Genomic DNA, 26,622 nt, shown 5'->3' on the forward strand with positions numbered 1-26,622 from the left:
AGAGGCGAACACGAATAGTAAGAGATAGATACAATAAAACGCAAAAGAACGTCTGCCACCGCTCCATCATAGCACTTTTCTGCTTCCTACTTTACCGCATCACCAGAACCACTCCCTGTTGCGGTCATCATGATATACTTGAAATAATCTTTTAGTGTTAATGTATCGATCATTTTTTTATCAGTTTTTGCTAATAAACTTGGTGTGGACATGTCGATATTTTGAACTTGAGCCAGACCGGTGACTCCCGGTAACACATCATAAACACCAAGCGCGTCGCGCTCAATGATCAGCTCGTGCTGGTTAAACAAGTTTGGACGAGGTCCCACAAGACTCATTTCACCTTTCAAAACATTAATGAGCTGCGGTAATTCATCAATCTTTGTTTTACGCAGAAAAGAACCAAGCTTAGTAATAGATGCGTTGCTCGCTAAATGGCTCGCAACTGACTTAGTTTCCACCGACATAGTACGAAACTTGATCAGCTTAAACGGCCTTTTATTACGCCCAACACGCTCTTGAACAAAAATTGGTGAGCCTGTATCAAACAGGCCAATAATGGTAACAATGAGCAATACTGGCCACAAAAAAAGCAAACCGAAAAAGGCAGCTAGAAAATCAATTAAACGGATCATGCTTTACCACTCCTTTTCTTTGATTGAAGAAAGGCTTCGGCTGTTTGCTTAAAGCCCTCTTGTAGAGATTGGGGCGGTACCCAACCTAACGTTTCTTTGGTGTGTGAAATATCGACTTGTAAAGAGCCTGTTAATCTATCTACGACATCCGATTTATTGAATACTTTACCAGCCAAGTTGTAACACCAAACAGGAACAGGCAACTGCCAAGTGGGTTTGCCTAGCGCTTGAGCCATATGACGCACCATTTCATAGGTGGAGACATCATGATCATCTGACACCAAAAAAACTTCATTGGCTGCATTCGGGTGGTCAATACAGGTGACAATTAAATCAACTAAATTATCTACCGAAACTAAACTGCGCTTGTTATTCTTGATACATCCAAAAGGAAGTGGAATACCTTTTGATACCAGATTCATTAATGAGGCAAAATTGGCTTTAACGCCGGGACCATAAACTAATGTTGGCCGAATGATTACCACCTCAAGACCAGATTTGATGGCCAAGTCTTTTAGTGCCAATTCTGCTTCAAATTTCGATTGTCCATAATAATCTTCAAACTGGTGACGGTCTAAGAAAGAAAAAGGGTGCCCTGGTTGGGTCTGCTCTCCATTTACCTTTATAGAGCTAACAAAAACAAACCGCTGTACACCGGCCTTTACTGCTTGCCTAGCCAAATTAATTGTACCTAAAGTGTTTACCTCTCTATAACAAGCAAGTGGATTGTCGCTTGAATCATCCATAATGTGAACTCTAGCCGCACAGTGGATTACGGTATTACAGCCAAATAGGGCCTCAGTAAAGTCCGAATGACTATTTATTTCAGCACAGGAAAACCTAATATTAGATGAATGATTTGTACGATTCGGCCCCCGATCCAAGAGGGATAGCGATTCAGAGCTAAGTCTAGAAGTAAGGTGTTTTCCCAAAAAACCATTAGAACCTGTAATTAAAATCATAATTTTTTAGAAACCTTCTCCAAGATATACCTAATAGTAAAAACAGGATAGTCACATAAGAGTCTTCTTCTAACATAACCATGTCTAAAGAACCTCTGTAACCAACGCAAATGAAGTTTATCAAAAAATGGATGAAAGTAATTTTCATTGGCAGAAATTTGACTCAAAAAACCGCCACATGTAAAACCAAACTTCAATGATGGTAAATTTGGAGAAAATTCTAGTAAAAACTTTTCCTGTAGAGGAGTTCCCATACCACAAATTATAACATCAGGCTGATACTGTTTTAGACTCTCTCTCAGTTCTGCTTCTCTTCCTCGGAAATATCCGTGATGAGCAAACGTATCAAGCTTTGGAAATCTGCGCGATATTACTTTTTGAGCAAGTGATATTTCCGTTTCACTGCCTCCGACTAAAGCCACTTTAAAACTATTTTTTGAACAATGATTTAAAACCTCATTAGCTAACGACGTAAAATCGAAGCTAAACCTCTTTATTTTATGATCCGAGAACATATTATGTAATTTTACCATTAATATACCATCAGCGAATATTTCAAAATGAGAGTCAACACACTCTCTTTGCAACACGTAATAAGAGAAAGGGTTAACAAACGTGAACAACTTATACTCGCCAACAACTTCGAGACAGTTAATATCAAAATTAGTTATCTTCATCACAAAACCTTCTATGATTTGCACTATGATTTTCAAAAAAAAGAATTGAAATATACATAATATAAATCAAACCAATTTTTGAACGACTAAATCCTGCCGAAAGAAAACAGTAAAAACCCAAAAACATCAACAAAAACAACAACAGATTCTTTCGTTGTTCATTACGAGTTTTGAAATAAAAAACAATAGAAGAAAATAGTACTATAAAAAACCATAAACTCCCAAAAACACCGTTTCGATTGAGTGTTGAAAATAGCTCTGATTCAAAGTACATAGTGTCTAATTTAAAATTTCCAAAAAATATTTCTACCCAAGACGATTCCAGAAAGAAAAACATTTCTTGTGCTCGTTTAGACCTCAGTGCGTAATGATCTAAGTTGTCTAGGAATTTAATAAAATACTCTAACTCGAAGTAATGAACCAGAAATATGCTAAAGGCCGTAATTACAGAGACTGCAAGCACGCCACTCATACTAAACTTAGTAATACTTTTAACTAAGTAATAACCCAAAAGCAAAATTAGACCAGCTTTACTTTGTGTTAACATTAACATTAAAAATAAAACAGCAAGTGTAATCTTACTTGACTTAATAGAGTGAGAACAAACAAAGCAAAGAACAATTATAGCAGCAAGATCACCAGGAAAACTTGTAAACCCTGAGAAACGATTATAATGAACAGAGTCTATACCACCCAAATCTTGTCTAGCTTTGTATAGATAAAGAAAACTCTGCAAAGAAAACCCTCTAAGTGTATACTCAAATAATAAAGAGAGAACAAGTAGAGTAAACAATACACGAGTAAAGTCTTCCAAAGCTTTAGATCTTGAAGAATAGTTATTGACAATATAGCAACGCGTGAGATAGAAATAACAAAAAAATACTCCTATTCGGAAAATATAGTTATTGTCAACTGCGTCATAATGAAACGTAGCACTATTTTGGATAAGTAATGAAACACACAAAAAAAGTAAGGACGCTGAGAAAAAAATTAATTCCCAAGTCCTAACTTGCAAACCTCCACCGGAAACAACGAAAGAAAAAGAAGTAATAACCCCAACAACATAAATAGCAACCGTTCCAAAACCTACATCCACAAGTGGAAAAGAGAAAGCTGGAATTAGGAATAAAAGAAGTTTGCTCTGAGACCTAGATAGCTTAAACACATTAATACCAAAATACTAACTAAATGATTCTCATCAACAAAAGCTTGATGGAGTTTATAGTTTTAAAGCCATAATTATTAGAACCACTAAAGTACAAATGGAATAGCTTATTAAAAACCTCGAACAAAGAACGCGAATGCAAGGATTTTTTCAAAAAGAAATATTCAAAATTCAATTCTAAAAATTGAGAGTATTGATTTACGTTTTCACCACTAACATTTGAAAAATTAGCAACCATCTTAGATTTTAGCAACTTAACTTTATTCTTATCTTTAAATAAGGTCGAACTCATTGATTTGCTGTAAACAAAGTAGTTAACTTGATATTCAGAAACATATGCTCCAGAAGAAAATGGAATTAGCCTTGAAAAAAAGTCCCAATCTTCACCCAAAGACAAGCTTGGATCAAACCTAATATCTTTTGCCTTCTTCACTGAAAAAATACAAGCACCGGGAGTGACCAAATAGTTATTGTAAAATATTTTCTCTTTTAAGTTTGAAAAGTTAGGTTGTTTTAATTTTTTTAATTGAGAAACAACATTATTAACGCATGACGACTTTTCATTAGAAAAGTATTTTACATCTCCATAAATAAAATCAACATTATTGAATGACAGGTATTCTAAAGCCCTTTCTAGTCCACGAGGACAAATATAATCATCTATATCTAAAAATATAACGTAATCCGAATCAACAAGATCCAAACCAACATTTCTACTATCTGGCAAACCTGTGTTTTTCTTTGTTTCTATTTTAACTTTACTTTCTAACCCAATTTTATTGTCGTTTAGTTTTAGTGCAGTATCATCGTTAGAACCATCATCTACAATTATTACTCGCTCAACAAGATATAGTATCTCTTTCAGCTTTTCAAAATAACTATTGACAAACTCAGAACCATTATATACGCAAGTAACTATGGATAAGCCTACTTTCTTACAGTGCAATTTATCACCTTTTCACTAGATTCAACATTGAAATTAACAAAACTACAAGGACCAATCTTAGCCCTATCGTTAATTGTTATATCGCCTATAATAACTGCATTTGCCCCAATACTAACACTGTTACAAATAACGGGACATTTATCATTTACACCATCGTTGCCTATAACAACGCCATTTCTCAACTCAACCCACTTTCCAATAGTTGCAGATGGGTTAATAACAACACCAGAACCGTGCCAAATAATTATTGGTGACTCTACATTTGTGTCAATTGGCATTTCAAGTGAGATAAAGTATTGTGAATAAAAATGATATAAAAAATGAAAAGGAAAAAACAAGATAGAGAATAATATGTTTTTCCTTCTAAGTTTTGATAGTCTAAATAAAAGAAGTAAAAACTTTATCTTAATTTGTTTATTTACTTTAAACTCTAATGCTATTTCTTTAATCATATTTAATCTCTAACTTATTCGCTCGATTACCTTTAAACACAAGATAAAATAACGAACATAGGCCACCTAAAAATAGGGATATTGGAAGTGAGTTTACACCTACGTCACTAATATTTAAAACATAGAAAGAAGATAATACAATGAGCATAAACAATGGTCCACTTTGATGCCACAAAATTATATTTCTTAAAGCAAAATAATGCGCAACTAAAGCAAGAGTTCTCTCGAAAACAAAAGCGATCACAAGCAAAATCCAGAATGAACCGAATAATGCAGGCAACCTAATGCTGAACAAAAGGTCTATCATTTCTGAAATTATTGGGACAATCATCCCCAATGAAAGTAACAATCCTGTCGTAATTATAGCCAACTTGAAAGCTTTTTTTAGAAGAAGCCTATCTTCCCCTGATGAATACAACGTAGCCATCATCGGTATTTTTACATAAAATGGGACTTGACAAAAGTTAGATATCTGACGTATTAGCATTAATGAATATATAACATTTGACCCCAACGATTCGTAATGCGCTGAACTAAAGAGTGTTAATGCTTGTATCGTCCCTATTGTGCTCATTAGGCTAATTGCGCCTTTTAAGGATTGTGAAATCAATACTTTCCGATACTTTGTCACGACTCCCATATTGAATCTAGTTGATACCGAAATATACTGTTTAGAAGCCGATCTTAATAGAAAAAAAGATACCGATGCTGGCATATAGTAGAATAATACAAAAAGGAAAAAGTCAAAACCAAAAGCAACTGAAATTAGCAACCCTAAACATTGAACTATCACTTGGCATAATATAACTTGTCGCACATATAAAATACTTCCACAACCTTCAAGAACAGATACGTAACGTCCAGTGTATAGAGTAATAAATACAGAAGAACACAATATAAGACTGCTGTACGAAACTACCCCTATAACGTAAACAATTGACACCAACGATAGACCTAACCCAAAAATTGACACAATCAGGAAAAATCTTTTCTGAATATAATCTAAGCCACCATAATCTATATCGTTAAATTTTTCACCTTGACCACTACAATAAGCATAAAACCTAGAGAATGTTGGGGTAAATGTTAAATCTGCGAGTATCGCAAAGTTATATATAGCTAGATAAGTCACCCAGTTACTAGTCTGCTCAATACTCATAATCCAGGGAGTGAATAATAGTACGACTAACGCCCGAAAGACCATGGTAATCCATGAAACTATAGACGTATTTCTAAAGGGATTTACCATTTTTTATTGATCATTCTTTTGAACGTTTTAAGCAGCCCTAGCTTGTGCAATATAAATAATAACTTATTTTTTCCTGTCGGTTTAACACCTATATGACCAGATACTCTGTTAAATTCAATTAGAAATTTATTTTGCCAATCCATTCCATACTTGTCTGAGAAAACTGACAACATCTCTAACTCAGCTTCAGTGCGATAATTTGAGACACTTTCGTCAGCGACACCTTTTCGGTGCGCAAGATTTGTTCGCCACTCTACTACCAAACTCTTTGAAACATAACATGGCAAGTTATTCAAGTTTGAAATATATTGTAATTCCCTATCAATACCCCAACCTCTTTTTAAATCCAGATTAAAGTAAGCAGACTCACTTGCCTTACATAACGATATTAATCTTCGTGAAACCACTGTTACTATCGGCTGAAAGTCAAAAATCTGATGATAATCCTCCGTCAAGATATCAACATCTTGGTCTGGAGCACTATCTTTGGTCCTACCTCCAGTTAATGAAGCTACTGTGAATCCTGCATTACTTTTTCCCATGTTTTCGATTACTTTGACTACTTCTTTAAAGTAATCTATGTGGCTTAATAACCTTGCACTAGTAGTAATATATACATAGTAATCATATTCGTAGAAATCTAACAAGAGATTTGAAGTTAAATATGCCTGTCCCGTAAATCTTAAGTTTTTCGGTAAAATGAAATTAGCGGATTCGGGTATCAAACATTTGTCCGACCCATTGTCTACAACAATAATATCATCACGGCAAACACCATCGGACAATAATTTGGCATATATGTTATCTACCTCATCAGGCAGATTATAATTAAATATTACAAAACAAAAGTTCATCAGAAACCCGAAAATGCAGGTCACGTATCTAACCTGCATTGTAACTTAAATATTAAAAGAATCCGTACTTGGAAGTCAAAGTATCTACATCCACACCTTCAGCAATCTCAGAAAGAATTTTCTTTTCATTAGCTGCTCGTTTATATACTTCTTCAATTACGGTATTTTCGATAGCTTTAGGTATAATAATCACACCTTCAGAATCTGCAAAAACAAGATTTTCCGGCTCAACTTTAATACCGTTCAGCATTATTGACTTGTTGAAATAGTCTGTCGTAGCTCTTTTTCTTACGTCCTGACAGGTGTAACCTGAAGAAAAAACAGGTAAACCAGTAGATAATACTTCCTCATTATCTCTAGTCATACCATTAACTATCACGCCTGCAGCTCCTGAGCGGATAGCTAAATTAGCATTCAATTCACCAAAATATGCATATTCTGGAGTTTCATTTTCAATTAATATCAAGTCATCTGGTACGATCGTGTCGTAACTATGAAGAGCATTATATATTCCTTTAAAACACTCTCCTTCTTTTAGCGCTCGCAGTTTTAATGTTTTTGCTCTACCTAATAATTTAGTGCCTGAAATATTTGGTGATAAACCTTTCACTACTTGGTTAGGATAACCTAAATCATCTAATAGGTCTGAAAGAATACAGCTGGTTAAGTGGTTTTTTATATTCCCAAGAAGTTTCCTGCTTTTTTCTCTCTGTCCCGCAGCAATCAATTCTGCAAGAGCAAAATCGTCAGGCCAATTAACATCGATAGCTTCTAATGGCGATGCTTCAAGTAGATAGGGAAAGTCTCCTATTCTTCTATTTGTTTTTTTTGCAGCCTTTTTCTTAACAATATACAAACCCATAGTTTCCAATATTGTATCATTTAGCTCATTGCTATTTGGAATCGCTTCTACATTGTAGAGGGGACCTTGCTCACTCCACACATATTGCTTTTCCTTTCTAATTAATACAGCACTATCATAGTTATCATCATTTCGAATCGTATCAATACCCTTTTTTATTGTTTCAACTTCAATAAAGGGACTAGTACACAATACTTGTACATATATATCAGCTTCGACATGATTTACTTCATTCATAAACATCTGATTCCCATCGGTCTTATTAGATGCGAGCTTTTTATCACGCATCATAATCTGACAAGAAACTTCAGATGCAGCCTCTGCAACTTCCTTTGACTCGGTATCCAAATACACCTCATCAAATAAGCCTGAATCAACTAACTTCTCCAATGTATGGAGAAAAAGGGGTTTACCATCTAAAAGCTTCATGTTTTTGCTATTAATTCTTGAGCTTGAACCTTTTGCTGGAAGAAAAGCCACAATTTTCATTCTATTTCCTATTTAACTTATCATAGATACCAATAACTCTATTCGATTCAACAACAACAAGAGAGTTCACTGCTTCTGATGCCATCTTAGCATCTGCATCTATACACTTGGTAATTGAAGAAACTAATTTAGGTTCTTTTGTCATAATATCCGTTGCTATAACTTTAAGATTTTCAAGGCTATTGCATTTATTTAGGTACTTACGTATATCTCCATCAGTGATAATACCTAACAAGCTATCAGGATCTCCTACGAGAACACTACCAGTCGTACAATTACTTATTGATCCTAAAATATCGATCAGTTGGGCGTCCTGAGGCACAAACACTGCACGTTGAAGACAATCACTGACTGTCATTAACAAGCGCCTGCCAAGACTTCCCCCTGGGTGATATCTAGCAAAGTTTTCTTCTTTGAATCCATTAGCTTGCATAAGCGCGATAGCTAGTGCGTCACCAAGAACCAAAGAGGCTGTAGTAGAAGAAGTCGGGGCTAAATTTAATGGGCATGCCTCTTTATTAACACCTATATCTAAATGAAAATCAGAGTACTGTCCAAGAGTGGAGTTCTTATTGCCAGTCATAGCAACAAGTAAGTTCCCATTAGCTTTTATGAAAGGAAGTAATTGTGTTACTTCGGAAGTTTCCCCAGAATTAGATATAGCAAAAAATATATCCTCACTCTGAATCATTCCTAAATCCCCATGAAAGGCTTCGGCAGGATGCATGTACATAGAAGGAGTGCCAGTACTAACTAAAGTAGCAAATATTTTTTTTGCGATATGCCCAGACTTCCCCATACCACACATAACTACACGCCCTTGCGAGGAGCTAATTGTGCGAACTAACTCTTCAAAGCTGGGGCCTAGTTTATGTTCAACCTCTATAATGCCCTCAATTTCATTTTTGATTACTGCTTTGGCGACATCTAAATAACTCATTATTCATTACCAACTTTACTAAAATTTAGTCTCAATTTGAGGTTTACTTCTTACGGCATGATCTATTTCTAACAAAGTTTCTAAAAGTGATTCCATATGTTTTAAAGGAAGCATATTTGGCCCATCACACAAAGCGTTGTCAGGATCTGGGTGTGTTTCCATAAACACTCCATCCACACCTACTGCTACCGCAGCTCTTGCTATTGCCGGGACATGATAACGATTTCCACCGGTTGAACCGTCAAGTGTACCAGGCATTTGCACACTATGAGTGGCATCGATTACCACTTTACAGCCTGTCTCTTTCATTATCGTCAAGCCTGGCATATAGTTTATTAGCTGACCAAACCCAAAACTTGTCCCTCGGTCGCAAAGCCATACATCTTCATTACCAACGGCTTTGCATTTCTCTACAACTGGTGCCATATCACTAGGGTGCATCCATTGTCCTTTTTTAATATTGACCGGTTTCCCCATGGAAGCAACTCGCTGTATAAACCCTGTCTGGCGCACGAGAAAAGCTGGTGTCTGTAGAACATCTACTACTGATGCAACCTCACTTAAAGGTGTATCTTCATGCACGTCTGTTAGCACTTTTACACCAAGCTCTGTTTTTGCCTTTTCAAGAATTTTCAATCCCTGTTCTATACCTGGTCCTGTAAATGCGTTGATGGAAGATCGGTTTGCCTTTGTAAAAGAGGACTTTGCAATATACTCTATCCCCAACTTTTCAGTTATTTCTTTCAATCTACCAAAAGTATCTAGTACAAGTCCCTCTGACTCTATAACACATGGTCCAGCTATTAAAAACATTACAATATCTCTTATTAAATTAAATCAAAAACATAACTCTCGTAGCTCTTGAATTATGTATATTTACTTCTATGGAATTCTAACTATCCCTGACCGTTATTTGCAGGGCAAGATTACGCCCCCCTTGTCCTGCAAGGACTTGCGATAGATAAGCGTTATTTCTATTTGCTTTCTTTTGCTTCCGCTTAATACCTGCTTTAAAGCTAGTTTCTGCCGTTAACAGATTGAGAGCAATGTGCCTAACAACTGCAAAATTCTCTCTTGCCTGTTCTCGACGTATCCTACAACTAACTTCATTAAAGCCGACATCCAAACGCCAGTGCATTTGGTTCTCGAGACTCCAATGAGCCCGAGTTCTTTCCAATAAGTTTTTAGCAGACAATTCCGCTGAGCTAATATAACTCTTTATCTGCATCGTCTCTGCTGGCCTAGCGCGTTCTTGTCTTATCGACACCACGACACCACGACACCACGACACCACGACACCACGACACCACGACACCGACAGTTTTCAATCCCGGTCATTTAAGTGCAATACCTCCAAGCAAAGACATATCGTGCTCTACTAAACTCAATAGAGTTTCTAAGCGTCCATGGCCTTTCTCTTGGGTGACATATTTTTCACCATCAAACTGCTATATCATGCCTGAATGGAACACTTGGTTTAGCGCATTTTCCAGCGATTTTTGATTCCCCTTTACCCTTAAGAGGTAGTCAGAACCTTTGTCCCTGATTTTATTAGCGATGTTTTTTGGCAGCCCATGGCATCAATGGTGACAAGGCATCCTCTGATTGAGAGTAACTCTAATAGCTCTGGAATCGATTTAATCTCATTGGTCTTATCTCCTGTTTTGACTTGCCCTAAAGCAGTTTGATTTACTGCGCTAAATGCACTGACCATATGAATTACTCCACTGCGCTTATCTTTGTCATATGTCATGTCCCTCGGAGAGTCTTACCATCAATCGTAATAACCTCTCCTTTGGTGACCTCATGACAGTTTTGCATCCATTTCGCAAAACAGCGCTGTAACTGCTTTGCTGAAATAAGATTAATGGCTCGAGCGATAGTGTCATGAACCGGTACACCGTCAGTGAAGTCACCATACTCTTGAAGCCAATTGAGATTGTCTTGCCCGAAACCCTCAATATCTCCTAAACTTTCAGTTTCGGCAATAACGGCCGCTACCATAAGGAAAACAATGCCCGTTATCTTATACTCTATTTTCCAAGATTGGCGTGGGTCACGAACAACAGAAATGTGTTCCAAAAGACTCGTTCTGTTCATATCAAATACTCCCGAAAGAAAGTTTATGATTACGCCTAAAACAGATCGTCAAATTGATCATTATCTTTGTTGCAAATTTGAGCACTAAACGATACTTTGGATTAAAGTCCCATCACGCTGGAGCCTTAGTGAAATAAGGACTATTCATGATCTTGCCCTGCTCTTTCGCATTGAGTTTCTTCGAACTGATGCAGAAACGAACTGACATATCTTGCTCCAAAAATTCCTGTAGTCAGCCTGAAGATTTATATTTATTTGAAAAAATGATTGTAACAGTAATTTGTCGCTTCGATATATCCTTCCACGCTACCACAACAATCAAAACGTTGACCTTTAAATTTATATGCTAGTACACAGCCGGCTTTTGCTTGTTTAAGTAGCACATCTGTAATTTGAATTTCTCCACCTTTACCCGGCTCAGTATTTTTGATCAGCTCAAAAATATCTGAGGTTAAGATGCTGCGACCAATGATAGCTAGATTGCTTGGTGCTGTGCCTGGCTCAGTTTTTTCAAACATGTCGTCAACACGGTAGATATCGTCTTTGATCATTTCACCAGAAATCACACCTTATTTGTACGTCTCTTCTGCAGGTACTTCTTGAACGGCAACGATAGAGCAACGGAATTGGCTAAATAGCGTAACCATTTGAGCAAGAACGCCTTCGTCTTAATTCACGCAAAGCTCATCAGCCAGAACCACTGCGAATGGTTCATCACCAACCAACTACCGACCAGTCAAAATGGCATGGTCTAGACCTTTCATTTCGCGTTGACGAATATAAGTGAAGTTGGCTGAGTCAATGACCTCACGGATGTCTACTAGCAGCTCTTCTTTGTCAGTTCCACTAATTTGATGCTCAATTTCGTAGTTATTATCGAAGTGGTCCATGATTGAGTGCTTGCCAAACCGACCCCAAATAGGTAACCAAAAAGCCTAGGTTCTAGGTTCTAGGCCCTCAATATCTTCCTTTCGAAACGCAAAACGTACTAACACAATCGCTACACCTAGCATTCCACCAAACAATGTGCCTAGCATACAGATCAGCGCACCCTTCGGACCATCTTTCAGTTCTGGAACCACTGCTGGATCAACGACTTTGAAGATAAACTCTTCTTGTACTTCTGCAAGCATTAAGCTTTTGGTTTGCTCTTCAATCAGCTTATAGAACGTGCTTTGCATGTCAGCCACGGCGGTTTTTTGTAGCTGAGTGTTTAGGTAAGCTAGGTTTTGCGACGTTTCTGCTATTGTGCGTTCACGCATCACTTTGTTGATGTCTTCAATCAACCAGTTCACCCATTGCTGAGCAATGTAAGGAGAGTAGTTTTTGACTGATACCGTGTATAAGCCGCTTTCTTTGTCTTGGCTAACGCTCAAGACCTCTTTACTGAAGACTTCAAAGGCTTCTTGCGCTGTTGGTGTTGCGCCTCGTAGACCATTAGGCTCACGTAGCCATTCTCCCGTATTTGGGTTATAAATTTCTTCATCTAAGATGAGTTTGTTATTTGCTAAATCCCAATCCTTAGCTGCCATGAGAGGTACAAGTAATTCATGTTTGTTAACGAATGCTTCAACAAACTGGCGAGACTTCATTACCTGAACGGCTAAATCGGTTTGAGAAGATTCACCTGCGCCCAAGTTCACACCCGCTAGTGCTGCTAGTCCGCCAAGTTGCCCCGCCATTTTTGAAAGACCACCGCCATTTGAGCTTTCTGCAGGAGCAAGCAACGCATCCGATTTGTAGATATTTGGTAAGCTTAGTGCGTAAAGTACTGCGCCAACGGCAAAAACAAATGTGGTCGCAATGATGATCCACTTACCTTTCCACAATGCGCCAAACAGTTTACGCAAGTCGATTTCATCATCCGCAGGTTGTTGGCTGTGTGGTGGATACGGTAGGTAATGTTGTGGGTGTTCTTTTTGTGGTTCCATTGGTATTTAATCCTAAGCTCTGAGGTTCGTTATACTGGACTCAGAGATTGGTGAAATTTGAGAGATTATTCTCCGACTTTCAAAACACAACGCTGTGACAAGGTTCCTATTCTCGCTTCGGCTCGCTGGAATGACGGGCTACGGCTGAATAATGCCACTATTGGTGTTCAGAGTAGTATTAGCCGTTTTGATTAATAATGTTCATAAAATTGAGCTTATGTAACTTCCATCGCTACATAAGCTCATACTATGATTGAATTTCTAACCTTGTTTAAGCTGATTGGTTTCGTTATTTCAGCGCGTTGATCGCTACACCCGTTTGGTAAAGGATCTGCGTTGCAGCAGTCCAAGTACTTAGTGCATCGCGGTAATCGGTGTCGATTGGTACAACAATAGTATCACCAGCTTTTAGCTCTTCATGGTTATTACCAAACCAGTATCCTGACGTTGGTTTGTAAACAGAGCCATCTGCGCGCACAACGAAGATACGGTCTTCATCTGCTTGTTTTTTCGCACCGCCGGCTTTGTTCAAGTAATCATCAACATCTAGCTTGTTATCCAGTAGATATGTAATTGGAACTTGAACTTCACCCATGATCGAAACCGTGTTGCGGAAGGTCGGTACAAATAGGAAGTCACCATCTTCTAACATAAAGTCCGCAGAACGCTCGTCTTTAAGGATACGATTAAGCTGTACGACCATACGACCAAGAGCTTTGCTACGGCTTGCTTCTTCAACAAATTTCAGTGTTTTGTCTGGGTCTGAGATTACTGAACCCATATTACTGTCTGCACGGAAGGTTTTCTTGGCAGTTTCTGCTCGCATATCTGCAGCATATTGGTTCAACAGCTTTTGCTCTTGAAGGCGTAAAGCCTCACGAGTAAAGATAGCCCCTTGTGGGTGTGCAAATTCAGTTAAGCCGCCAGCACGTTCTAATAGTTCACCTAAGGTTTCACCTTGGCGAACTGTGTAAGTACCAGGGAAGCGAACCTCACCTTGCAGTGTTACTGTGCTTTGCAATTTGACGTTTGGCTTTTCAAGAATGTTTAGGCGATCGCGACCAACAATAACGATATCGTCGGCAATACTACCCTTGATGGCTTGGCGCAAATCAATACGCTCTACGTCAATTACAGCACGCTCATCTTTACTGTTAATTACCGTACGTGCTAACTCGGCGTTGATGGTGAATGCGTTATAAGTTAAACCACCCGCAGCTTCAATTAAGGTAGAAATCGTCATACGTGGGGTAATTGGGTAACGACCAGGGTGTTTTACCTCACCGAAGACTTCGGCAATTTGCGGAGCCAAACCTAGACGAGATTGCTGTTGAAGCTGAAGCAACACAGGAGCAAGCAACGTACGACGCGTATTTTGTTTTAATGCTTCAAAATCATCTTTAGTGATTTCTTTGCCACGGAACACGATCTTTGGTTGTTTTGAATCTTTTTCTAGTGGAGTGCCAGAAGACACCGCCACTGATGAGCTCATGACTTCTTGCTCTTTCAATTGCTCTTGTTGTGCTTGAAGTTGAGCCTGCTCTAAGGTTTTCGCTTTGGTAACGGTTTCTTGATCCGCTAATGTATCCAAATCTTCGTTATTGAAACGGTTAAATACCAAGACTCGATCGCGAGAGTTTAGCTTCAAGTTATCTTTACTAGTTGGAGAAAGAATCGCATTAGCAAGGTTAACTTGGTAAACCTCAATATCGCGTTGAGGGTTAATCTCACGTACAACAACAGCGTAGTTAACATCGGCTGTAGAATTGAAAGACGTATCGACAGATTGGAATAAATCTGCGATTTGCAGACCGCTCTTCCATTCAATATAACCCGGATGGCGGACATCACCTTCAATTTGTACGTAACGGGTCAGCTCTTCACTTTTCTTAAGCACATCAACCGCATCACCATCTTTGACTTTAGTTTGTTGGTCATGTGACTGGCTAAAGTTCAGTGTTAATGCATCTCGAGCACCTTTTGCGGCATAACGCTTCACTTCGATTTGATCGCTATATGCGTTAGCCGTAAAGCCACCTGCCATTTGAATCGCTTGCTTATAGGTTTCACCTGGCTTGATTTCATAGATTGCAGGGCGGTTTACTTCACCATCAATCGAAATCGTGTTACCCAACGCGCCGATGAAGACTACGTCTCCTGGTAACAAGCGGATGTCGTTACGCGCATCACCTTTTAGTAGCAGGTCGTACATATCCAGTTTACGAATTACCTGACCATTGCGCTTAAGTTGTACGTTACGAAGAGCACCACTTTCACTAAAGCCACCACTGTAGTAAATCGCTTGAGAGATCGTGGTTAGGGCGCTCACCGTGTAAGCGCCAGGCTTGTACGCGTCACCCATCACAAAAACTTGCATGGTGCGCATTTCGCCCAACGAAATATCACTACGAACCCCGATCATTTGCTCTTTTACACGCTGATTTAAAGAATCACGCACATCAGAGAATGTCATGCCGGCCACTTGAACAGGACCAAGAGAAGGGAAATTAATGATACCAGCGCGATTAACACGAAGGCGATGCGTCGTGTTCTCTTTACCAAACAGTTGGATAACGATTTCATCACCAGCTCCTACCGTGTAGTCAGCCGGAACAGGCACATCACTGATTGGTGCAAACGTCGTAGGTGAACCTGCAAACAAATCTAAACCAAAACGCTTTAGACCTTGCTCGTTTTTTTCGGCGTCGTTTACTTTTGCTTCAGTCGCGCTACTAGTAACCGGACGTTGTTCAACCACTTGAGGATTTTGGTAACTACTTGGCTGAGAAGAAGCGCCGGATGGAATAGAGATACCATACTTACTCGCCAGTGCTTGTTGCTGGTCAGCAGGTAAGTTTTGAAACATCTGAATTTGTTCTGGGGTTGGAGTCTGCGCATTAGTAAGCGGCGCAAATAGGCTTGCCAGAATGCAAGCACCTATCGAGAAATATCCTTTGAGCATGATAATTCGCTATTTAAAGTCAGGAGTTAAAAATCCTAGCCACAAAACTAGGCGCTAGGTCTTTAATTAAAATCGGTGTTGAAAGCCAAGAGTAAGTGCGTTCAAGCGAACCTGATCTTCAGATGTACTGTCAACAAACTCAAAGACAACCGCATTCTGCTTATCTAAAGCGTAATGCATCCCTAAACCAAAGCTAAAACCTTGATCTTTATTTGAGCCTACATTTTGTTGGTCGATCTGAACACTCGAATAACCAGCAAGTCCGTAAAGTGCGATACGTTCGGAAACGGGCATGTTCAATTTGATAAAGCCACTCGCGAGGCTGTCTACTGCCACTCCGCTGTCTCGTTGTACAGAGGTTCCGTAACGCGCTTCAAAAGCGAGGTAATCATTGAAGAAGTAACCAGCTTGCGCTTGGAGAAGGAAAGGGTTTCCCTCGGTTACCGAAGAAGAGGAATGATGAAATTCAGCGTTAGAGTAACTGACTAACGCACCAGCATAAAAATCTGCTGAGGCAGAAAATGAGCACAAGCCTAAGCTGATTGCACTCAACGCCCCTAGCCATGGTCGTTTATTAATCACGTAAGTGTTCCTTGGGTGTCGACTGACCGCTGCACATTATGAACGACGCGCGCAGTGAATGTCTGTTAACTTTTGTCAATTTCGCTTGTGCGTTTACACGCTACCGCCCGGCGGCATTACGCGTTAGCCACTGTTCGCTGATTCCCGATCTATTCGGTTTATTGATATAAATATTCTTTTTAAGCCTCACTTTTGCGACTAACCGTTCAAAAATACAATCTTTTATAAACGCAACACAAAAGCTGGCAAATTATGCATGTATTAGCGCAAAACGGCAAGAGGGGGGGACTTCGAAGAGTTCTGTTTATGGTTAGCAAATTCTCACAGATGAGAAACTCATCGGCTGTCAGCGACTTAAAACAAGACATACAAAGAGTCGCGTTGAATAAAAATCGTGAACGTTTGCGTGAACTCTTAGGTGACTTGAACTTAAGTAGTAGGATACGCATTTTTATTAAATACGATAACTACACATAAGCAACCCTCAATACTCCTACGATCTTTCTTTAACGTTAGGTAAATTCGCATAGGAAACTATTTACATGCTGATTGTTTTTTAACTAGAATGAGAAGTGGTATGTGATAAACAGACCAAACATCGATGTTTTAAAATCTGAAATACAAGGATTAATAATGAAGAACACAGCTCTAGCTATTCTTATGGCTCTAAGCGCATCAACTGCATTTGCAGCGACTGAAGCAGGTACTACTGGTACTGCAGCAGCATCTGCAACTGGCACAACTGCAGTAGCAGTAGGTGCAGCAGCAGCAGTAACTGTAGTAGCAGTTGCAGCGTCAGACAGCGATTCTACTTCTACTTCTACTTCTACTTCAGGCTCAGGTTCTAACCCACAATAACCTAGTTGAGTTCTAAGTAAAATCATCGCCCTGAGTACTCAGGGCGATTTTATTTGTTATGAGGGAATGATGAACACCTTTCTATCGCTAAAATGGATGCGCTTATTTATTGCCCTACCTTTAATGAGTTCAATCTTTGGCTGTACACAAAAATTTAATGACGTATCCGCGACAGTCCAAGAAGCTTATGGCAACTACATCGATGTCGAGCTAACGCCAGAAGAAGTTGAAGCGGTTCCTTATGCTAGTGCTTACTTAAAAATTGGTGACCAAAAACAGGTCTTCGTAGTGTTGGCCTTTGCTGAGCAAAACCCATTAACTGGCAATACCCAATTAAAGTGGGTAAGTGCGGACAAGGCAATGGTGGTAACAGAAAACGGTCATATCGTTAAAACTATTGGCTTGCAAACCACCAATCTAGCAGGCATTTATGGCAACGTTCCTGCCTACTCAGCGCCCTCTGCACAATATTCTCTTTCTTACGATTGGGCTGACAAATACCGTTATGGGTTCCCGGCTAAAGTCCAACGTTCTCGTCAAGGTAAAGAAACCGTCATCACCCCTATTTCATCTACCTCTACTGATGTTTATACCGAGGTTGTAACGTTTACCAGCTTAGAAAAAACTGTAGAGAACCAATACTGGGTAAACGGTAAAGGAGAAGTAGTGAAAACACGTCAACACTTAGGTCCAAACATGGTGCCTGTTGAATTGACGATTCTGAAAGGGTACAGCAAATCATGAATAAGCGACTGCTATCTTTATTAAGCCTAAGTTTAACGGCAACGATTCTGGCGACACCTACTATCGTTCAAGCTCAAAATCACACTTCACCACTGCTCAATATAGAACTTGTAGGAACGGGCAAAGCATTGCAATTCCAACAAGCAGCACGTTTAGAGAGCATACTTAAGCATGCGCAAAAACAACAAATCGCCCTGCAATACCCTTTAGCTGTGACTCTATTTGATAATTCCGAATCAGCAGTGCAAAGAAGTACTGCCTTAAAGAATTCGGTGTTAAACCAAATGATTCAACATAATTTAGTTGCGCACCCATTTTACAAGTTTATCCAACGAAGCCAGTTTGCACCTCGCGTGCTGTCGGCCATTGATGTTGATCGCATCCGTCTGGATAAATTTGATAACCCTCTTTTACAAGGTCAACTGGCGTTAAGTGCACCAAAACGCAAAGAGAAAGTGTTGTATGTGGGTAACTTAGAAAAAGTCTACGCGGTAGAAAACCAAGCGGGTATCGCTCTGCATGAACAGATCGATAATCTACGTTCAAGTGATATTGATGAGCTGGCCTATCCGCCAATTCTAATTTACCCGGATGGCAAGGTTATTCATCCTCACCATGGCAGTTGGTTAACCACTCAATATTACTTGCCGCCACTTACCATTGTGTATATCCCATTTGATGAGTTCGAAAAATCACAAATGGATAAAGACATTGTCGCTCTGCTTGCACAACGTAAACCAACCTCATCGAAGAACTAGACATGAACCTGATCAGAACCAGTTTATCCCTTTCTTTAATGGGTCCAGCGTTGGTGTGGGCTCAAGACATACCTTTTGAAGTGCCGCCATTGCAACCATCACAAATGGACTTTGGTGGTGTCGGCTTAATGCAGATGCCAACAGGTCGTATGGCGCCTGAAGGCGAGTTTAACTTTGCTGTTACTGGCAGCGATGAGTACCTTTTCTATAACGTCACACTGCAAGTCATGCCCTGGTTAGAAACGACGATTCGCTACACCATGGTGAATGATCTTTTCTATAGTAGCGATCCAAGCTTCTCAGGTGATACCAAATACACTGACAAAGGCATCGATTTTAAAGTTCGACTTTTGCAAGAGTCAGAGTACTTGCCAGAGCTTTCTGTTGGTGTGCGTGATTTTGCAGGTACCGGTCTTTTTGATGGTGAGTTTGTTGCTGCAACAAAACGTTATTCTAACCCAAACCTTGGTACCTTTGATTTCACTTTAGGTATGGGCTGGGGCTACTTAGGTACGCGCGACAACATCAGCAACCCAGCTTGTAAGCTGTCCGATAGTTTCTGTGAGCGCCCTTCTGATTACAAAGGTAATGGTGGTAGTGTGGATTTTGAACGTTGGTTCAAAGGTTCTGCTGCACTCTTTGGTGGTGTCGAGTACCAAACTTTGCACGCGCCACTGCGATTTAAGCTTGAATACGACAGCAACGATTACAGCGAAGATTTCCCTGTGGTACGTGGTGGTGTAGACATGACACCTCATACGCCTTGGAACTTTGGTGTTCTATATCGTTTAGGACATATGGCAGATTTGCGCTTGAGCTACGAGCGCGGAGATACGTTAGTTGCTGGCGTGAGTCTTTACACTAACTTCAATGATATGCCATCTTTCTGGCGTGATACACCAACACCAGAAGTTGAAGACAAGCAACCAGAGCAACTGTCTGATGTAGATTGGGAACGTGTTACCGAGGAGCTGGATAAAATTGCTGGCTACCAAAATACCCAACTCTATGTTAAAGACAATACCATTTCGGTTGTCGGCGAGCAGAAAAAGTATCGTGATCGCAATGAAGCTCATGAAAAAGCGGCGGCAGTCCTTTATAACGAAATGCCAGACAACATTGATACCTTTACTATCAATGAACGCAGTCGTGGTCTGATCGGCGATCAAACGGTTATCTCCAAAGAGAAATACCATGACTTTGCAGAAGTTAACTACATCAATCCAAATATCGAAGATGCAACATCGACCTCGAGCGATAAACCGCAAGGTAAACCTGCTTACGATGGTTTTGAGCGCTTTGATTGGGGCTTTTCACCAAAACTGGCTCAGACCTTAGGCAACCCAGAAGAGTTCTATCTGTTCAGTGTCGGTTTAAGTGGTAGCGCGTCTTACTGGCTGACAGATAACCTAGAAATTGGTGGCTCGCTATACTGGGATTGGTACAACAACTACGACAAGTTTAACTACGTCACCCCACCAGACGGCACTTCGATTCCTCGTGTACGTACCATGTTCCGTGCTTATCAAAATGAACACGCGGTAACCATGTCCAACCTACAGTTAACTTGGTTCCAAGAGTATTCAGATACCATGGACCAGCAATTCTACACGGGCTATCTGGAGAGCATGTTTGCCGGAGTCGGTACCGAGTTTCTTTACCGACCACAAGGAGCTAACTGGGCGATTGGCGCTGACGTCAACTTAATTTCTCAACGTGATCCACAAAGTTACTTCGGTGTTTACGATGAGAAATGGCAAAACGTGCCAGAATATGGACGTCCGTTCCAAGTTATTGATAAAGGATTCACTGGTTTTGTATCTGGTTACTACTACCCTCAATGGGAATTCCTGCAAGATTTGATGATCCAAGTCGATGTTGGTCAGTTCCTAGCTGGCGATGTTGGTACACAAATCAATGTTTCTAAGCAGTTCAAGAGTGGCGTAATTGCTGGCGCCTTTGCCTCATTTACAGACTTGTCTGCGGATGAATTTGGTGAAGGTAGTTTTACTAAAGGTTTCTACTTGTCGATTCCGTTTGACATCATGACCGTTAAGCCAAGTAACAATCGTGCGAACTTTAGTTGGCAGCCTCTTACTCGTGACGGAGGGCAGAAGCTCGGCCGCAAATACAGCTTAATTGAGTTAACCGACGAACGAAATCCTTGGTACCAAAGACCTAACCGTTCGGATGTGGAATAATAAAGTAATCAAGGGAGCTGAGGCTCCCTTTTTCATATCTAGATACTGAGCAATAGAAGACTCAAACCTATCTTCCTGCTTCCAATAGCGCTACTTTTCGTTTCTTGCTAGAATTCCTGAGAAAATTTTAATCTATGGTGGAAGTTCTATGATCATCGTAACTGGTGGTGCTGGCATGATCGGCAGCAACATTGTTAAAGCACTAAACGAAGCTGGTATTAACGATATCCTGGTTGTCGACAACCTAAAAAATGGCAAAAAGTTTAAGAACTTAGTTGATCTGGACATCACAGATTACATGGATCGTGACGACTTTCTGACCCAAATTATGGCGGGCGATGATTTTGGTCCGATTGAGGCAATTTTCCACGAAGGTGCTTGCTCTGCAACGACTGAGTGGGATGGTAAGTACATGATGCTAAACAACTACGAGTACTCTAAAGAGCTGCTTCATTACTGTTTAGATCGCGAGATTCCATTCCTATACGCTTCTTCAGCAGCCACTTACGGCGATACAGATACTTTCGTTGAAGAACGCGAATACGAAGGCGCACTGAATGTATACGGTTACTCGAAACAGCAGTTTGATAACTACGTTCGTCGCCTATGGCAAGACGCTGAAGAACATGGTGAGACCCTTTCTCAAATCACCGGCTTCCGCTACTTCAACGTATATGGCCCACGTGAAGACCACAAAGGTAGCATGGCATCAGTTGCGTTCCACCTAAACAACCAACTTAACGCAGGTGAAAATCCTAAATTGTTCGCGGGCAGCGAATCATTCAAACGCGACTTCGTTTACGTTGGTGATGTCTGTAAAGTAAACCTGTGGTTCTTAGAAAACGGCGTATCAGGCATTTTTAACTGTGGTACTGGCCGTGCTGAATCTTTTGAAGAGGTAGCAAAAGCAGTTATCAAGCATCATGGCAAAGGCCAAATTGAAACCATCCCATTCCCTGAGCACCTAAAAGGCGCTTACCAAGAATTCACACAAGCGGATCTGACCAAACTGCGCACCGCAGGCTGTGATGTTGAATTCAAGACAGTTGCAGAAGGCGTTGCCGAATACTTGACTATTCAAAACCGTTAAGCACCACAAGGTGGTAGAACCATAACCTGCCACCTTTACTCAAGTGCAATAGCCTGTATCATTCCTAACTATCTTTTTTCTCATTTAAACCACTTCGCCCGTACACGAATAGGTAACTAGACACGCCATGACCATAAAACGTGATGACTTCGACCCTAAAGCATATAACCCTGAGTTTAAGCGCCACTTTCTGTCGCCTAAGTACTGGGGCACGTGGTTAGGTGTTCTCTTATTTTTACCTTTATCATTAATGCCACTGGGTTTACAAAAGTGGTTGGCGAAAACCATAGCCAAAAAACTGTCGAAATCCCACAAAGGGCCAGCTCACCGAGCGAGGGTTAACTTTGAGCTGTGTTTTCCAGAAAAGTCGTTCCAAGAACGTGAAGCTTTGATAGAAAAAACACTCTACACAGCAGCCATGTTCTTTTTTCGCTTCGGGTTACTAAGTTTACGCTCACCAAAGTGGCTTCAGAACCGTTGCCAAATTCGCGGCCTAGACATTTTACGACAGCACATTGATAACAACGAAAATGTGATTTTAATGGTTCCCCACTCTTGGGCAATTGATGTGCCTGCTATCTTGCTCGCTTCAATGGGAATGCCAGTTTCTGCAATGGCGAAGAAACAAAAGAATGATGTTGCTGACTGGCTGATGCACAAGCAAAGAGTTCAATACGGTGGTCGTGTTTATGAACGCTCAGGTGGCATTAAGCCTTTTCTGAAATCCATTCGAGATGGCTATGTGGGGTATTATCTACCCGATCAAGATCACGGCCCAGAGCATAGTGTGTTTGTCGATTTTTTTGCCACACGTAAAGCAACGCTACCTGGTTTAGGCAAAATTGCAAAACTATCACGCTCAAAAGTATTGCCTCTATTTGCGTCGATGAACACAGAAGACGGTACGTTTGATATTGAGATTTTACCGGCGTTTGAGCTGGATAAAGGCGAAGAGCAAGACGCTCGTACCTGTAATGAAGCCATTGAATATTTTGTCGGTGATAAACCCGAACAATACATGTGGGTACTGCAGTTGCTGCACTCTCAAGAAGACGGCAATAACTATTACAATATCTTTAAGCCTAGATATGATACTGATTGGCAAGTAAATAAATGAAAAAGATTTTAATTATTGGCCCAGCGTGGGTCGGCGATATGGTAATGTCGCAATCGTTATATATCGTATTAAAGCAACGTCATCCAGATAGCCAAATTGACGTTATCGCTCCAGGATGGTGTAAACCGATTCTTGAGCGTATGCCAGAAATCCACCAAGCGATTGAAATGCCTATCGGTCATGGTGAATTTAACTTATTAGGCCGCAGGGAAATTGGTAAATCATTACGTGAAAAGCAATATGACCACGCCTATATCTTGCCTAAATCAGCGAAATCAGCACTGATCCCATGGTTTGCCAACATTCCTCTTCGTACTGGCTGGAAGGGAGAAATGCGCTATGGTTTATTGAATGACTTACGCCCCAACATGACGTCTTTTCAATACATGGTAGAACGCTATGTAGCATTAGCTTATCCAAAAGCAGAGATGGTGGACTCCAACTCCCTTGGCGGGCTTGAAATCTTGCCCCGCCCACGCCTTGCAATCAACGCGGCTGAGCAACTAGCCACGCTCAAAAAGTTCAACTTAACGCAAGACCAACCAATCATTGGACTGTGCCCAGGAGCAGAGTTTGGTCCTGCCAAAAAATGGCCCGAAACACACTACGCTGAAGTCGCGACGCAAATGGCTCGATCTGGGCATCAAATCTGGTTGTTTGGTTCTCAAAAAGACTTAGAGATTTGTAACAATATCCGCGCACTTGTCCCGACGCAATTCCATGAGAACATTCATGTTCTAGCAGGACAAACCAGCTTAATTGAAGCGGTCGATCTACTTGCTGCATGCAAGACTGTTGTCGCGAATGACTCAGGCTTAATGCATGTGTCTGCTGCGGTTGGTTGTAATGTTGTTGCCGTGTATGGCTCAACTTCACCGAAGTACACCCCCCCACTCGCAGAAAAAGTGGAGATTGTTCATACCGATATTGATTGTCGCCCTTGTTTCCAGCGTGAATGTCAATACAAACACCTTAAGTGCTTGACAGAACTTTCGCCTAAGCAAGTGCTAGATAGCATCCAAAAACTTGACGCCATTACGATAAGCTCATGTTAGTTCGTATTGTTTATACCTTACTACTCGCTCTAGCGTCACCGCTGCTTTTATTTGGTTTGTACAAGAGCAAACCAAATAAGCCTAAGTTCGGCTCTCGCTGGAGAGAGCACTTTGGCATAACTCCCAAGCTAAAAAGCAACGACAAACCTATTTGGATACATGCCGTATCTGTTGGTGAAAGCATAGCAGCAACACCTTTAATCAAAGCCCTTAAGGAACAAAACCCCGAACAATCTATTCTAGTTACTACAACAACAAGTACCGGAGCTGAACAGATTGCTAAGTTGGGTGATTTAGTTGAACACCGCTATATGCCAATTGACTTTGGGTTCGCTATCAAAGGTTTTCTTAAAGCAGTGCAACCAAAACAGATGTTGATCATTGAGACTGAGCTGTGGCCAAACACGCTTCACAATGTTCACAAAGCGGGTATCCCTATAACTGTCGTGAATGCGCGCCTATCTGAAAAATCGTGTAAGAACTACGCCAAAATACAGCAGCTTTTTAACCAACTTCATCCATGCCTAACTCAAGTACTCTGCCAAACAGCTTCAGATGCCGAGCGCTTTGAACGCTTAGGCGTCGAGAAAAAGAAACTATCCGTTACCGGTTCTATTAAGTTCGATATTCAAATATCAGAGCAAGTGAAACAGCAAGGACAGCAGCTTCGAGCCCAGTTTGGAGACGATCGTCCGATTTGGATTGCCGCTAGCACCCACAAAGGCGAGGACGAACAGGTATTAGATGCACATAGACAAGTTTTAAAATCTCATCCAAATGCTTTACTCGTTTTGGTTCCTCGCCATCCAGAACGATTTGATGATGTATTCACGCTTTGCCAACAGCAAGGCTTTAACACTGTGCGTCGTACTTCAACGCATGCAGTAGAAACGAATACTCAAGTATATCTCGGCGATACAATGGGTGAGATGCTAACGTTGATGGGCGCAGCGGACATCTGCTTTATGGGTGGAAGCCTAATTGGAGATAAGGTTGGTGGGCACAATGTGCTAGAGCCCGCAGCACTGGGAGTCCCTGTAATCACGGGACCAAGCTATTACAACTTCCAAGATCTGGTTACGAAGATGCTTCATAAGAAAGTTATCAAACTGATTGAGTCACCTAACGAGATGAGTCTAAAGGTTGAAGCTATGTTTCAAGATGCGTTAGCAAAAAGTGTAGTTCAAGAAAACCTCCTTAGCTTTGTCAAAGATAATGTTGGTGCGCTAACTAAGACAATTAGATGTATTGAGAGTATAAAATGAAAGTTTTTGTTATTAACTTGAAACGCTCAGTTGATAGAAGAGTTCGTATGGAAAATGCACTCAACAAAGCCAACATACCATTCGAATTTATAGAAGCGATAGATTCCTCTGCGCCAAACTTTCTATACTCTGAACGTAGCAATGATGACCTTACTCGAAAACGATTTGGCTATAGGCTAGTTGAGAACGAAATTGCTTGCTTCTCTAGTCACCACCTAGCCTGGGAAAAGTGCTTGGAGGTAAACGAACCAATACTGATTCTAGAAGATAACTGCGACTTATTGCCTGAGTTTTTTGACGTGTTTTCACATTTCGACACATTAGCGGAACAATACGACTTTCTAAAACTTGCGGCAACCAAGCCTAAATCATTTAAAGTTATATCTTCAGTTAATAACAAACTTAATATTGTACGCTTCAACAAACGCACATGCGGTATTATGGGATATATTCTAACTCCACATGCAGCTTCGAAATTCATAAAAAACGCAACTCAGTTTATAGAACCTGTAGATGACTACATGGAAAAACCGTATAAACATGGTGTATCCACGTATGTTTTAAGACCAGATATTGTCAAAAGAGCCGATATTCCATCAACAATTGGCAGTTCTCGAAAAGATAAATCTGATATAAACCTCTGCAATAAGATATACATTGAACTTTTTAGACTCTACGAACAAATTCAAGACAGGCTTGTAGTTCACCGAGATAAATGACGAAAAACA

The 26,622-nt window shown here is 40.4% G+C and carries 23 protein-coding genes and 2 pseudogenes; 9 read left to right on the plus strand and 16 right to left on the minus strand.

All coding sequences use genetic code 11. The features are described from left to right. Positions 1–86: 86 nt before the first annotated feature. The 16 genes and pseudogenes from F7Y48_RS13310 to F7Y48_RS13385 all read right to left on the minus strand — a co-directional run bounded on the left by F7Y48_RS13310 (position 87) and on the right by F7Y48_RS13385 (position 16,806). Complete coding sequence (locus F7Y48_RS13310; protein ID WP_020904315.1) at positions 87–635, minus strand: sugar transferase; 549 nt, start codon at positions 633–635, stop codon at positions 87–89. Further along, positions 632–1,600: a UDP-glucose 4-epimerase family protein gene (locus F7Y48_RS13315; protein ID WP_410483273.1), complete on the minus strand. Its 969-nt coding sequence runs from the start codon at positions 1,598–1,600 to the stop codon at positions 632–634. The genes F7Y48_RS13310 and F7Y48_RS13315 overlap by 4 nt, the downstream gene beginning before the upstream one ends. After that, positions 1,594–2,274 carry a WecB/TagA/CpsF family glycosyltransferase gene (locus F7Y48_RS13320; RefSeq protein WP_009698918.1) on the minus strand — a complete coding sequence of 227 codons (681 nt, stop codon included), beginning with the start codon at positions 2,272–2,274 and terminating at the stop codon, positions 1,594–1,596. The genes F7Y48_RS13315 and F7Y48_RS13320 overlap by 7 nt, the downstream gene beginning before the upstream one ends. Next, positions 2,261–3,439, minus strand: coding sequence for a hypothetical protein (locus F7Y48_RS13325; RefSeq protein ID WP_258507073.1), 1,179 nt, complete (start codon positions 3,437–3,439; stop codon positions 2,261–2,263). The genes F7Y48_RS13320 and F7Y48_RS13325 overlap by 14 nt, the downstream gene beginning before the upstream one ends. Positions 3,440–3,458: 19 nt before the next feature. Beyond that, the gene (locus F7Y48_RS13330; protein WP_258507074.1) at positions 3,459–4,385 is read right to left on the minus strand and encodes a glycosyltransferase family 2 protein; all 927 of its coding nucleotides are present in this window, start codon (positions 4,383–4,385) and stop codon (positions 3,459–3,461) included. After that, entirely contained in the window at positions 4,367–4,837 is a 471-nt protein-coding gene (locus tag F7Y48_RS13335; RefSeq protein ID WP_050554557.1) for a hypothetical protein, read from the minus strand. The genes F7Y48_RS13330 and F7Y48_RS13335 overlap by 19 nt, the downstream gene beginning before the upstream one ends. Further along, entirely contained in the window at positions 4,830–6,041 is a 1,212-nt protein-coding gene (locus tag F7Y48_RS13340) for a hypothetical protein (RefSeq protein WP_316684545.1), read from the minus strand. The genes F7Y48_RS13335 and F7Y48_RS13340 overlap by 8 nt, the downstream gene beginning before the upstream one ends. A 38-nt stretch (positions 6,042–6,079) precedes the next feature. Further along, the gene (locus F7Y48_RS13345) at positions 6,080–6,964 is read right to left on the minus strand and encodes a hypothetical protein (RefSeq protein WP_316684547.1); all 885 of its coding nucleotides are present in this window, start codon (positions 6,962–6,964) and stop codon (positions 6,080–6,082) included. Between the two features lie 28 nt (positions 6,965–6,992). Continuing rightward, positions 6,993–8,291, minus strand: coding sequence for a cytidylyltransferase domain-containing protein (locus tag F7Y48_RS13350; RefSeq protein WP_258507078.1), 1,299 nt, complete (start codon positions 8,289–8,291; stop codon positions 6,993–6,995). A gap of 1 nt (position 8,292) precedes the next feature. Then, entirely contained in the window at positions 8,293–9,231 is a 939-nt protein-coding gene (locus F7Y48_RS13355; protein ID WP_009698924.1) for an SIS domain-containing protein, read from the minus strand. Between the two features lie 18 nt (positions 9,232–9,249). Then, the gene (gene kdsA, locus F7Y48_RS13360) at positions 9,250–10,044 is read right to left on the minus strand and encodes a 3-deoxy-8-phosphooctulonate synthase (RefSeq protein ID WP_009698925.1); all 795 of its coding nucleotides are present in this window, start codon (positions 10,042–10,044) and stop codon (positions 9,250–9,252) included. A 79-nt stretch (positions 10,045–10,123) separates the two neighbouring features. Next, a pseudogene (locus tag F7Y48_RS13365) lies at positions 10,124–11,331 on the minus strand (ISAs1 family transposase). A gap of 251 nt (positions 11,332–11,582) precedes the next feature. Then, positions 11,583–12,236 (minus strand): annotated as a pseudogene (locus F7Y48_RS13370) (sugar phosphate nucleotidyltransferase); the annotation flags it as partial. A gap of 30 nt (positions 12,237–12,266) precedes the next feature. Continuing rightward, a complete protein-coding gene (locus F7Y48_RS13375) occupies positions 12,267–13,262 on the minus strand; it encodes a Wzz/FepE/Etk N-terminal domain-containing protein (RefSeq protein WP_258507082.1) in 996 nt (331 codons plus the stop codon). A gap of 289 nt (positions 13,263–13,551) precedes the next feature. Then, positions 13,552–16,224: an SLBB domain-containing protein gene (locus F7Y48_RS13380; protein ID WP_258507085.1), complete on the minus strand. Its 2,673-nt coding sequence runs from the start codon at positions 16,222–16,224 to the stop codon at positions 13,552–13,554. Positions 16,225–16,290: 66 nt separating this feature from the next. Next, entirely contained in the window at positions 16,291–16,806 is a 516-nt protein-coding gene (locus tag F7Y48_RS13385; protein ID WP_256952864.1) for a porin family protein, read from the minus strand. A gap of 633 nt (positions 16,807–17,439) precedes the next feature. Here F7Y48_RS13385 and F7Y48_RS13390 point away from each other — a divergent pair. The 9 genes from F7Y48_RS13390 (at position 17,440) to F7Y48_RS13430 (ending at position 26,613) form a co-directional block, all read left to right on the plus strand. After that, the gene (locus tag F7Y48_RS13390) at positions 17,440–17,664 is read left to right on the plus strand and encodes a hypothetical protein (protein ID WP_213896281.1); all 225 of its coding nucleotides are present in this window, start codon (positions 17,440–17,442) and stop codon (positions 17,662–17,664) included. A 69-nt stretch (positions 17,665–17,733) separates the two neighbouring features. Next, complete coding sequence (locus F7Y48_RS13395; protein ID WP_175413475.1) at positions 17,734–18,408, plus strand: YjbF family lipoprotein; 675 nt, start codon at positions 17,734–17,736, stop codon at positions 18,406–18,408. Then, positions 18,405–19,166 carry a capsule biosynthesis GfcC family protein gene (locus F7Y48_RS13400; protein WP_225452387.1) on the plus strand — a complete coding sequence of 254 codons (762 nt, stop codon included), beginning with the start codon at positions 18,405–18,407 and terminating at the stop codon, positions 19,164–19,166. Before F7Y48_RS13395 ends, F7Y48_RS13400 begins: the two co-directional genes overlap by 4 nt. 2 nt (positions 19,167–19,168) lie before the next feature. After that, entirely contained in the window at positions 19,169–21,367 is a 2,199-nt protein-coding gene (locus F7Y48_RS13405; RefSeq protein ID WP_316684557.1) for a YjbH domain-containing protein, read from the plus strand. 148 nt (positions 21,368–21,515) lie between these two features. After that, positions 21,516–22,457 (plus strand): ADP-glyceromanno-heptose 6-epimerase, encoded by a 942-nt coding sequence (rfaD, locus tag F7Y48_RS13410; RefSeq protein ID WP_047732764.1) that lies wholly within the window; start codon positions 21,516–21,518, stop codon positions 22,455–22,457. A gap of 127 nt (positions 22,458–22,584) precedes the next feature. Continuing rightward, positions 22,585–23,574, plus strand: a complete 990-nt coding sequence (lpxM, locus tag F7Y48_RS13415) for a lauroyl-Kdo(2)-lipid IV(A) myristoyltransferase (protein ID WP_258507087.1) — start codon at positions 22,585–22,587, stop codon at positions 23,572–23,574. Beyond that, positions 23,571–24,629 carry a lipopolysaccharide heptosyltransferase II gene (gene waaF, locus F7Y48_RS13420; RefSeq protein WP_316684561.1) on the plus strand — a complete coding sequence of 353 codons (1,059 nt, stop codon included), beginning with the start codon at positions 23,571–23,573 and terminating at the stop codon, positions 24,627–24,629. Before lpxM ends, waaF begins: the two co-directional genes overlap by 4 nt. Further along, positions 24,623–25,894: a lipid IV(A) 3-deoxy-D-manno-octulosonic acid transferase gene (gene waaA, locus F7Y48_RS13425; RefSeq protein WP_124007363.1), complete on the plus strand. Its 1,272-nt coding sequence runs from the start codon at positions 24,623–24,625 to the stop codon at positions 25,892–25,894. Before waaF ends, waaA begins: the two co-directional genes overlap by 7 nt. Next, on the plus strand, positions 25,891–26,613 hold the full coding sequence (locus tag F7Y48_RS13430; protein ID WP_258507089.1) for a glycosyltransferase family 25 protein: 723 nt from the start codon (positions 25,891–25,893) through the stop codon (positions 26,611–26,613). The genes waaA and F7Y48_RS13430 overlap by 4 nt, the downstream gene beginning before the upstream one ends. The last annotated feature ends 9 nt before the right edge of the window (positions 26,614–26,622 follow it).

Source organism: Vibrio sp. 2-1-2a (assembly GCF_032648565.1).
GTDB lineage: Bacteria > Pseudomonadota > Gammaproteobacteria > Enterobacterales > Vibrionaceae > Vibrio > Vibrio diabolicus.

Excerpts from the sequence above, each read along its gene's own strand:
- waaA (WP_124007363.1), top strand. The coding sequence starts at position 24,623 with ATGTTAGTTCGTATTGTTTATACCTTACTACTCGCTCTAGCGTCACCG.
- F7Y48_RS13430 (WP_258507089.1), top strand. The coding sequence starts at position 25,891 with ATGAAAGTTTTTGTTATTAACTTGAAACGCTCAGTTGATAGAAGAGTT.
- F7Y48_RS13335 (WP_050554557.1), bottom strand. The coding sequence starts at position 4,837 with ATGATTAAAGAAATAGCATTAGAGTTTAAAGTAAATAAACAAATTAAG.
- F7Y48_RS13395 (WP_175413475.1), top strand. The coding sequence starts at position 17,734 with ATGAACACCTTTCTATCGCTAAAATGGATGCGCTTATTTATTGCCCTA.
- F7Y48_RS13350 (WP_258507078.1), bottom strand. The coding sequence starts at position 8,291 with ATGAAAATTGTGGCTTTTCTTCCAGCAAAAGGTTCAAGCTCAAGAATT.
- F7Y48_RS13320 (WP_009698918.1), bottom strand. The coding sequence starts at position 2,274 with ATGAAGATAACTAATTTTGATATTAACTGTCTCGAAGTTGTTGGCGAG.
- F7Y48_RS13400 (WP_225452387.1), top strand. The coding sequence starts at position 18,405 with ATGAATAAGCGACTGCTATCTTTATTAAGCCTAAGTTTAACGGCAACG.
- F7Y48_RS13355 (WP_009698924.1), bottom strand. The coding sequence starts at position 9,231 with ATGAGTTATTTAGATGTCGCCAAAGCAGTAATCAAAAATGAAATTGAG.
- F7Y48_RS13405 (WP_316684557.1), top strand. The coding sequence starts at position 19,169 with ATGAACCTGATCAGAACCAGTTTATCCCTTTCTTTAATGGGTCCAGCG.
- F7Y48_RS13375 (WP_258507082.1), bottom strand. The coding sequence starts at position 13,262 with ATGGAACCACAAAAAGAACACCCACAACATTACCTACCGTATCCACCA.
- lpxM (WP_258507087.1), top strand. The coding sequence starts at position 22,585 with ATGACCATAAAACGTGATGACTTCGACCCTAAAGCATATAACCCTGAG.
- F7Y48_RS13310 (WP_020904315.1), bottom strand. The coding sequence starts at position 635 with ATGATCCGTTTAATTGATTTTCTAGCTGCCTTTTTCGGTTTGCTTTTT.
- waaF (WP_316684561.1), top strand. The coding sequence starts at position 23,571 with ATGAAAAAGATTTTAATTATTGGCCCAGCGTGGGTCGGCGATATGGTA.
- F7Y48_RS13340 (WP_316684545.1), bottom strand. The coding sequence starts at position 6,041 with ATGGTCTTTCGGGCGTTAGTCGTACTATTATTCACTCCCTGGATTATG.
- kdsA (WP_009698925.1), bottom strand. The coding sequence starts at position 10,044 with ATGTTTTTAATAGCTGGACCATGTGTTATAGAGTCAGAGGGACTTGTA.
- F7Y48_RS13390 (WP_213896281.1), top strand. The coding sequence starts at position 17,440 with ATGAAGAACACAGCTCTAGCTATTCTTATGGCTCTAAGCGCATCAACT.
- F7Y48_RS13380 (WP_258507085.1), bottom strand. The coding sequence starts at position 16,224 with ATGCTCAAAGGATATTTCTCGATAGGTGCTTGCATTCTGGCAAGCCTA.
- rfaD (WP_047732764.1), top strand. The coding sequence starts at position 21,516 with ATGATCATCGTAACTGGTGGTGCTGGCATGATCGGCAGCAACATTGTT.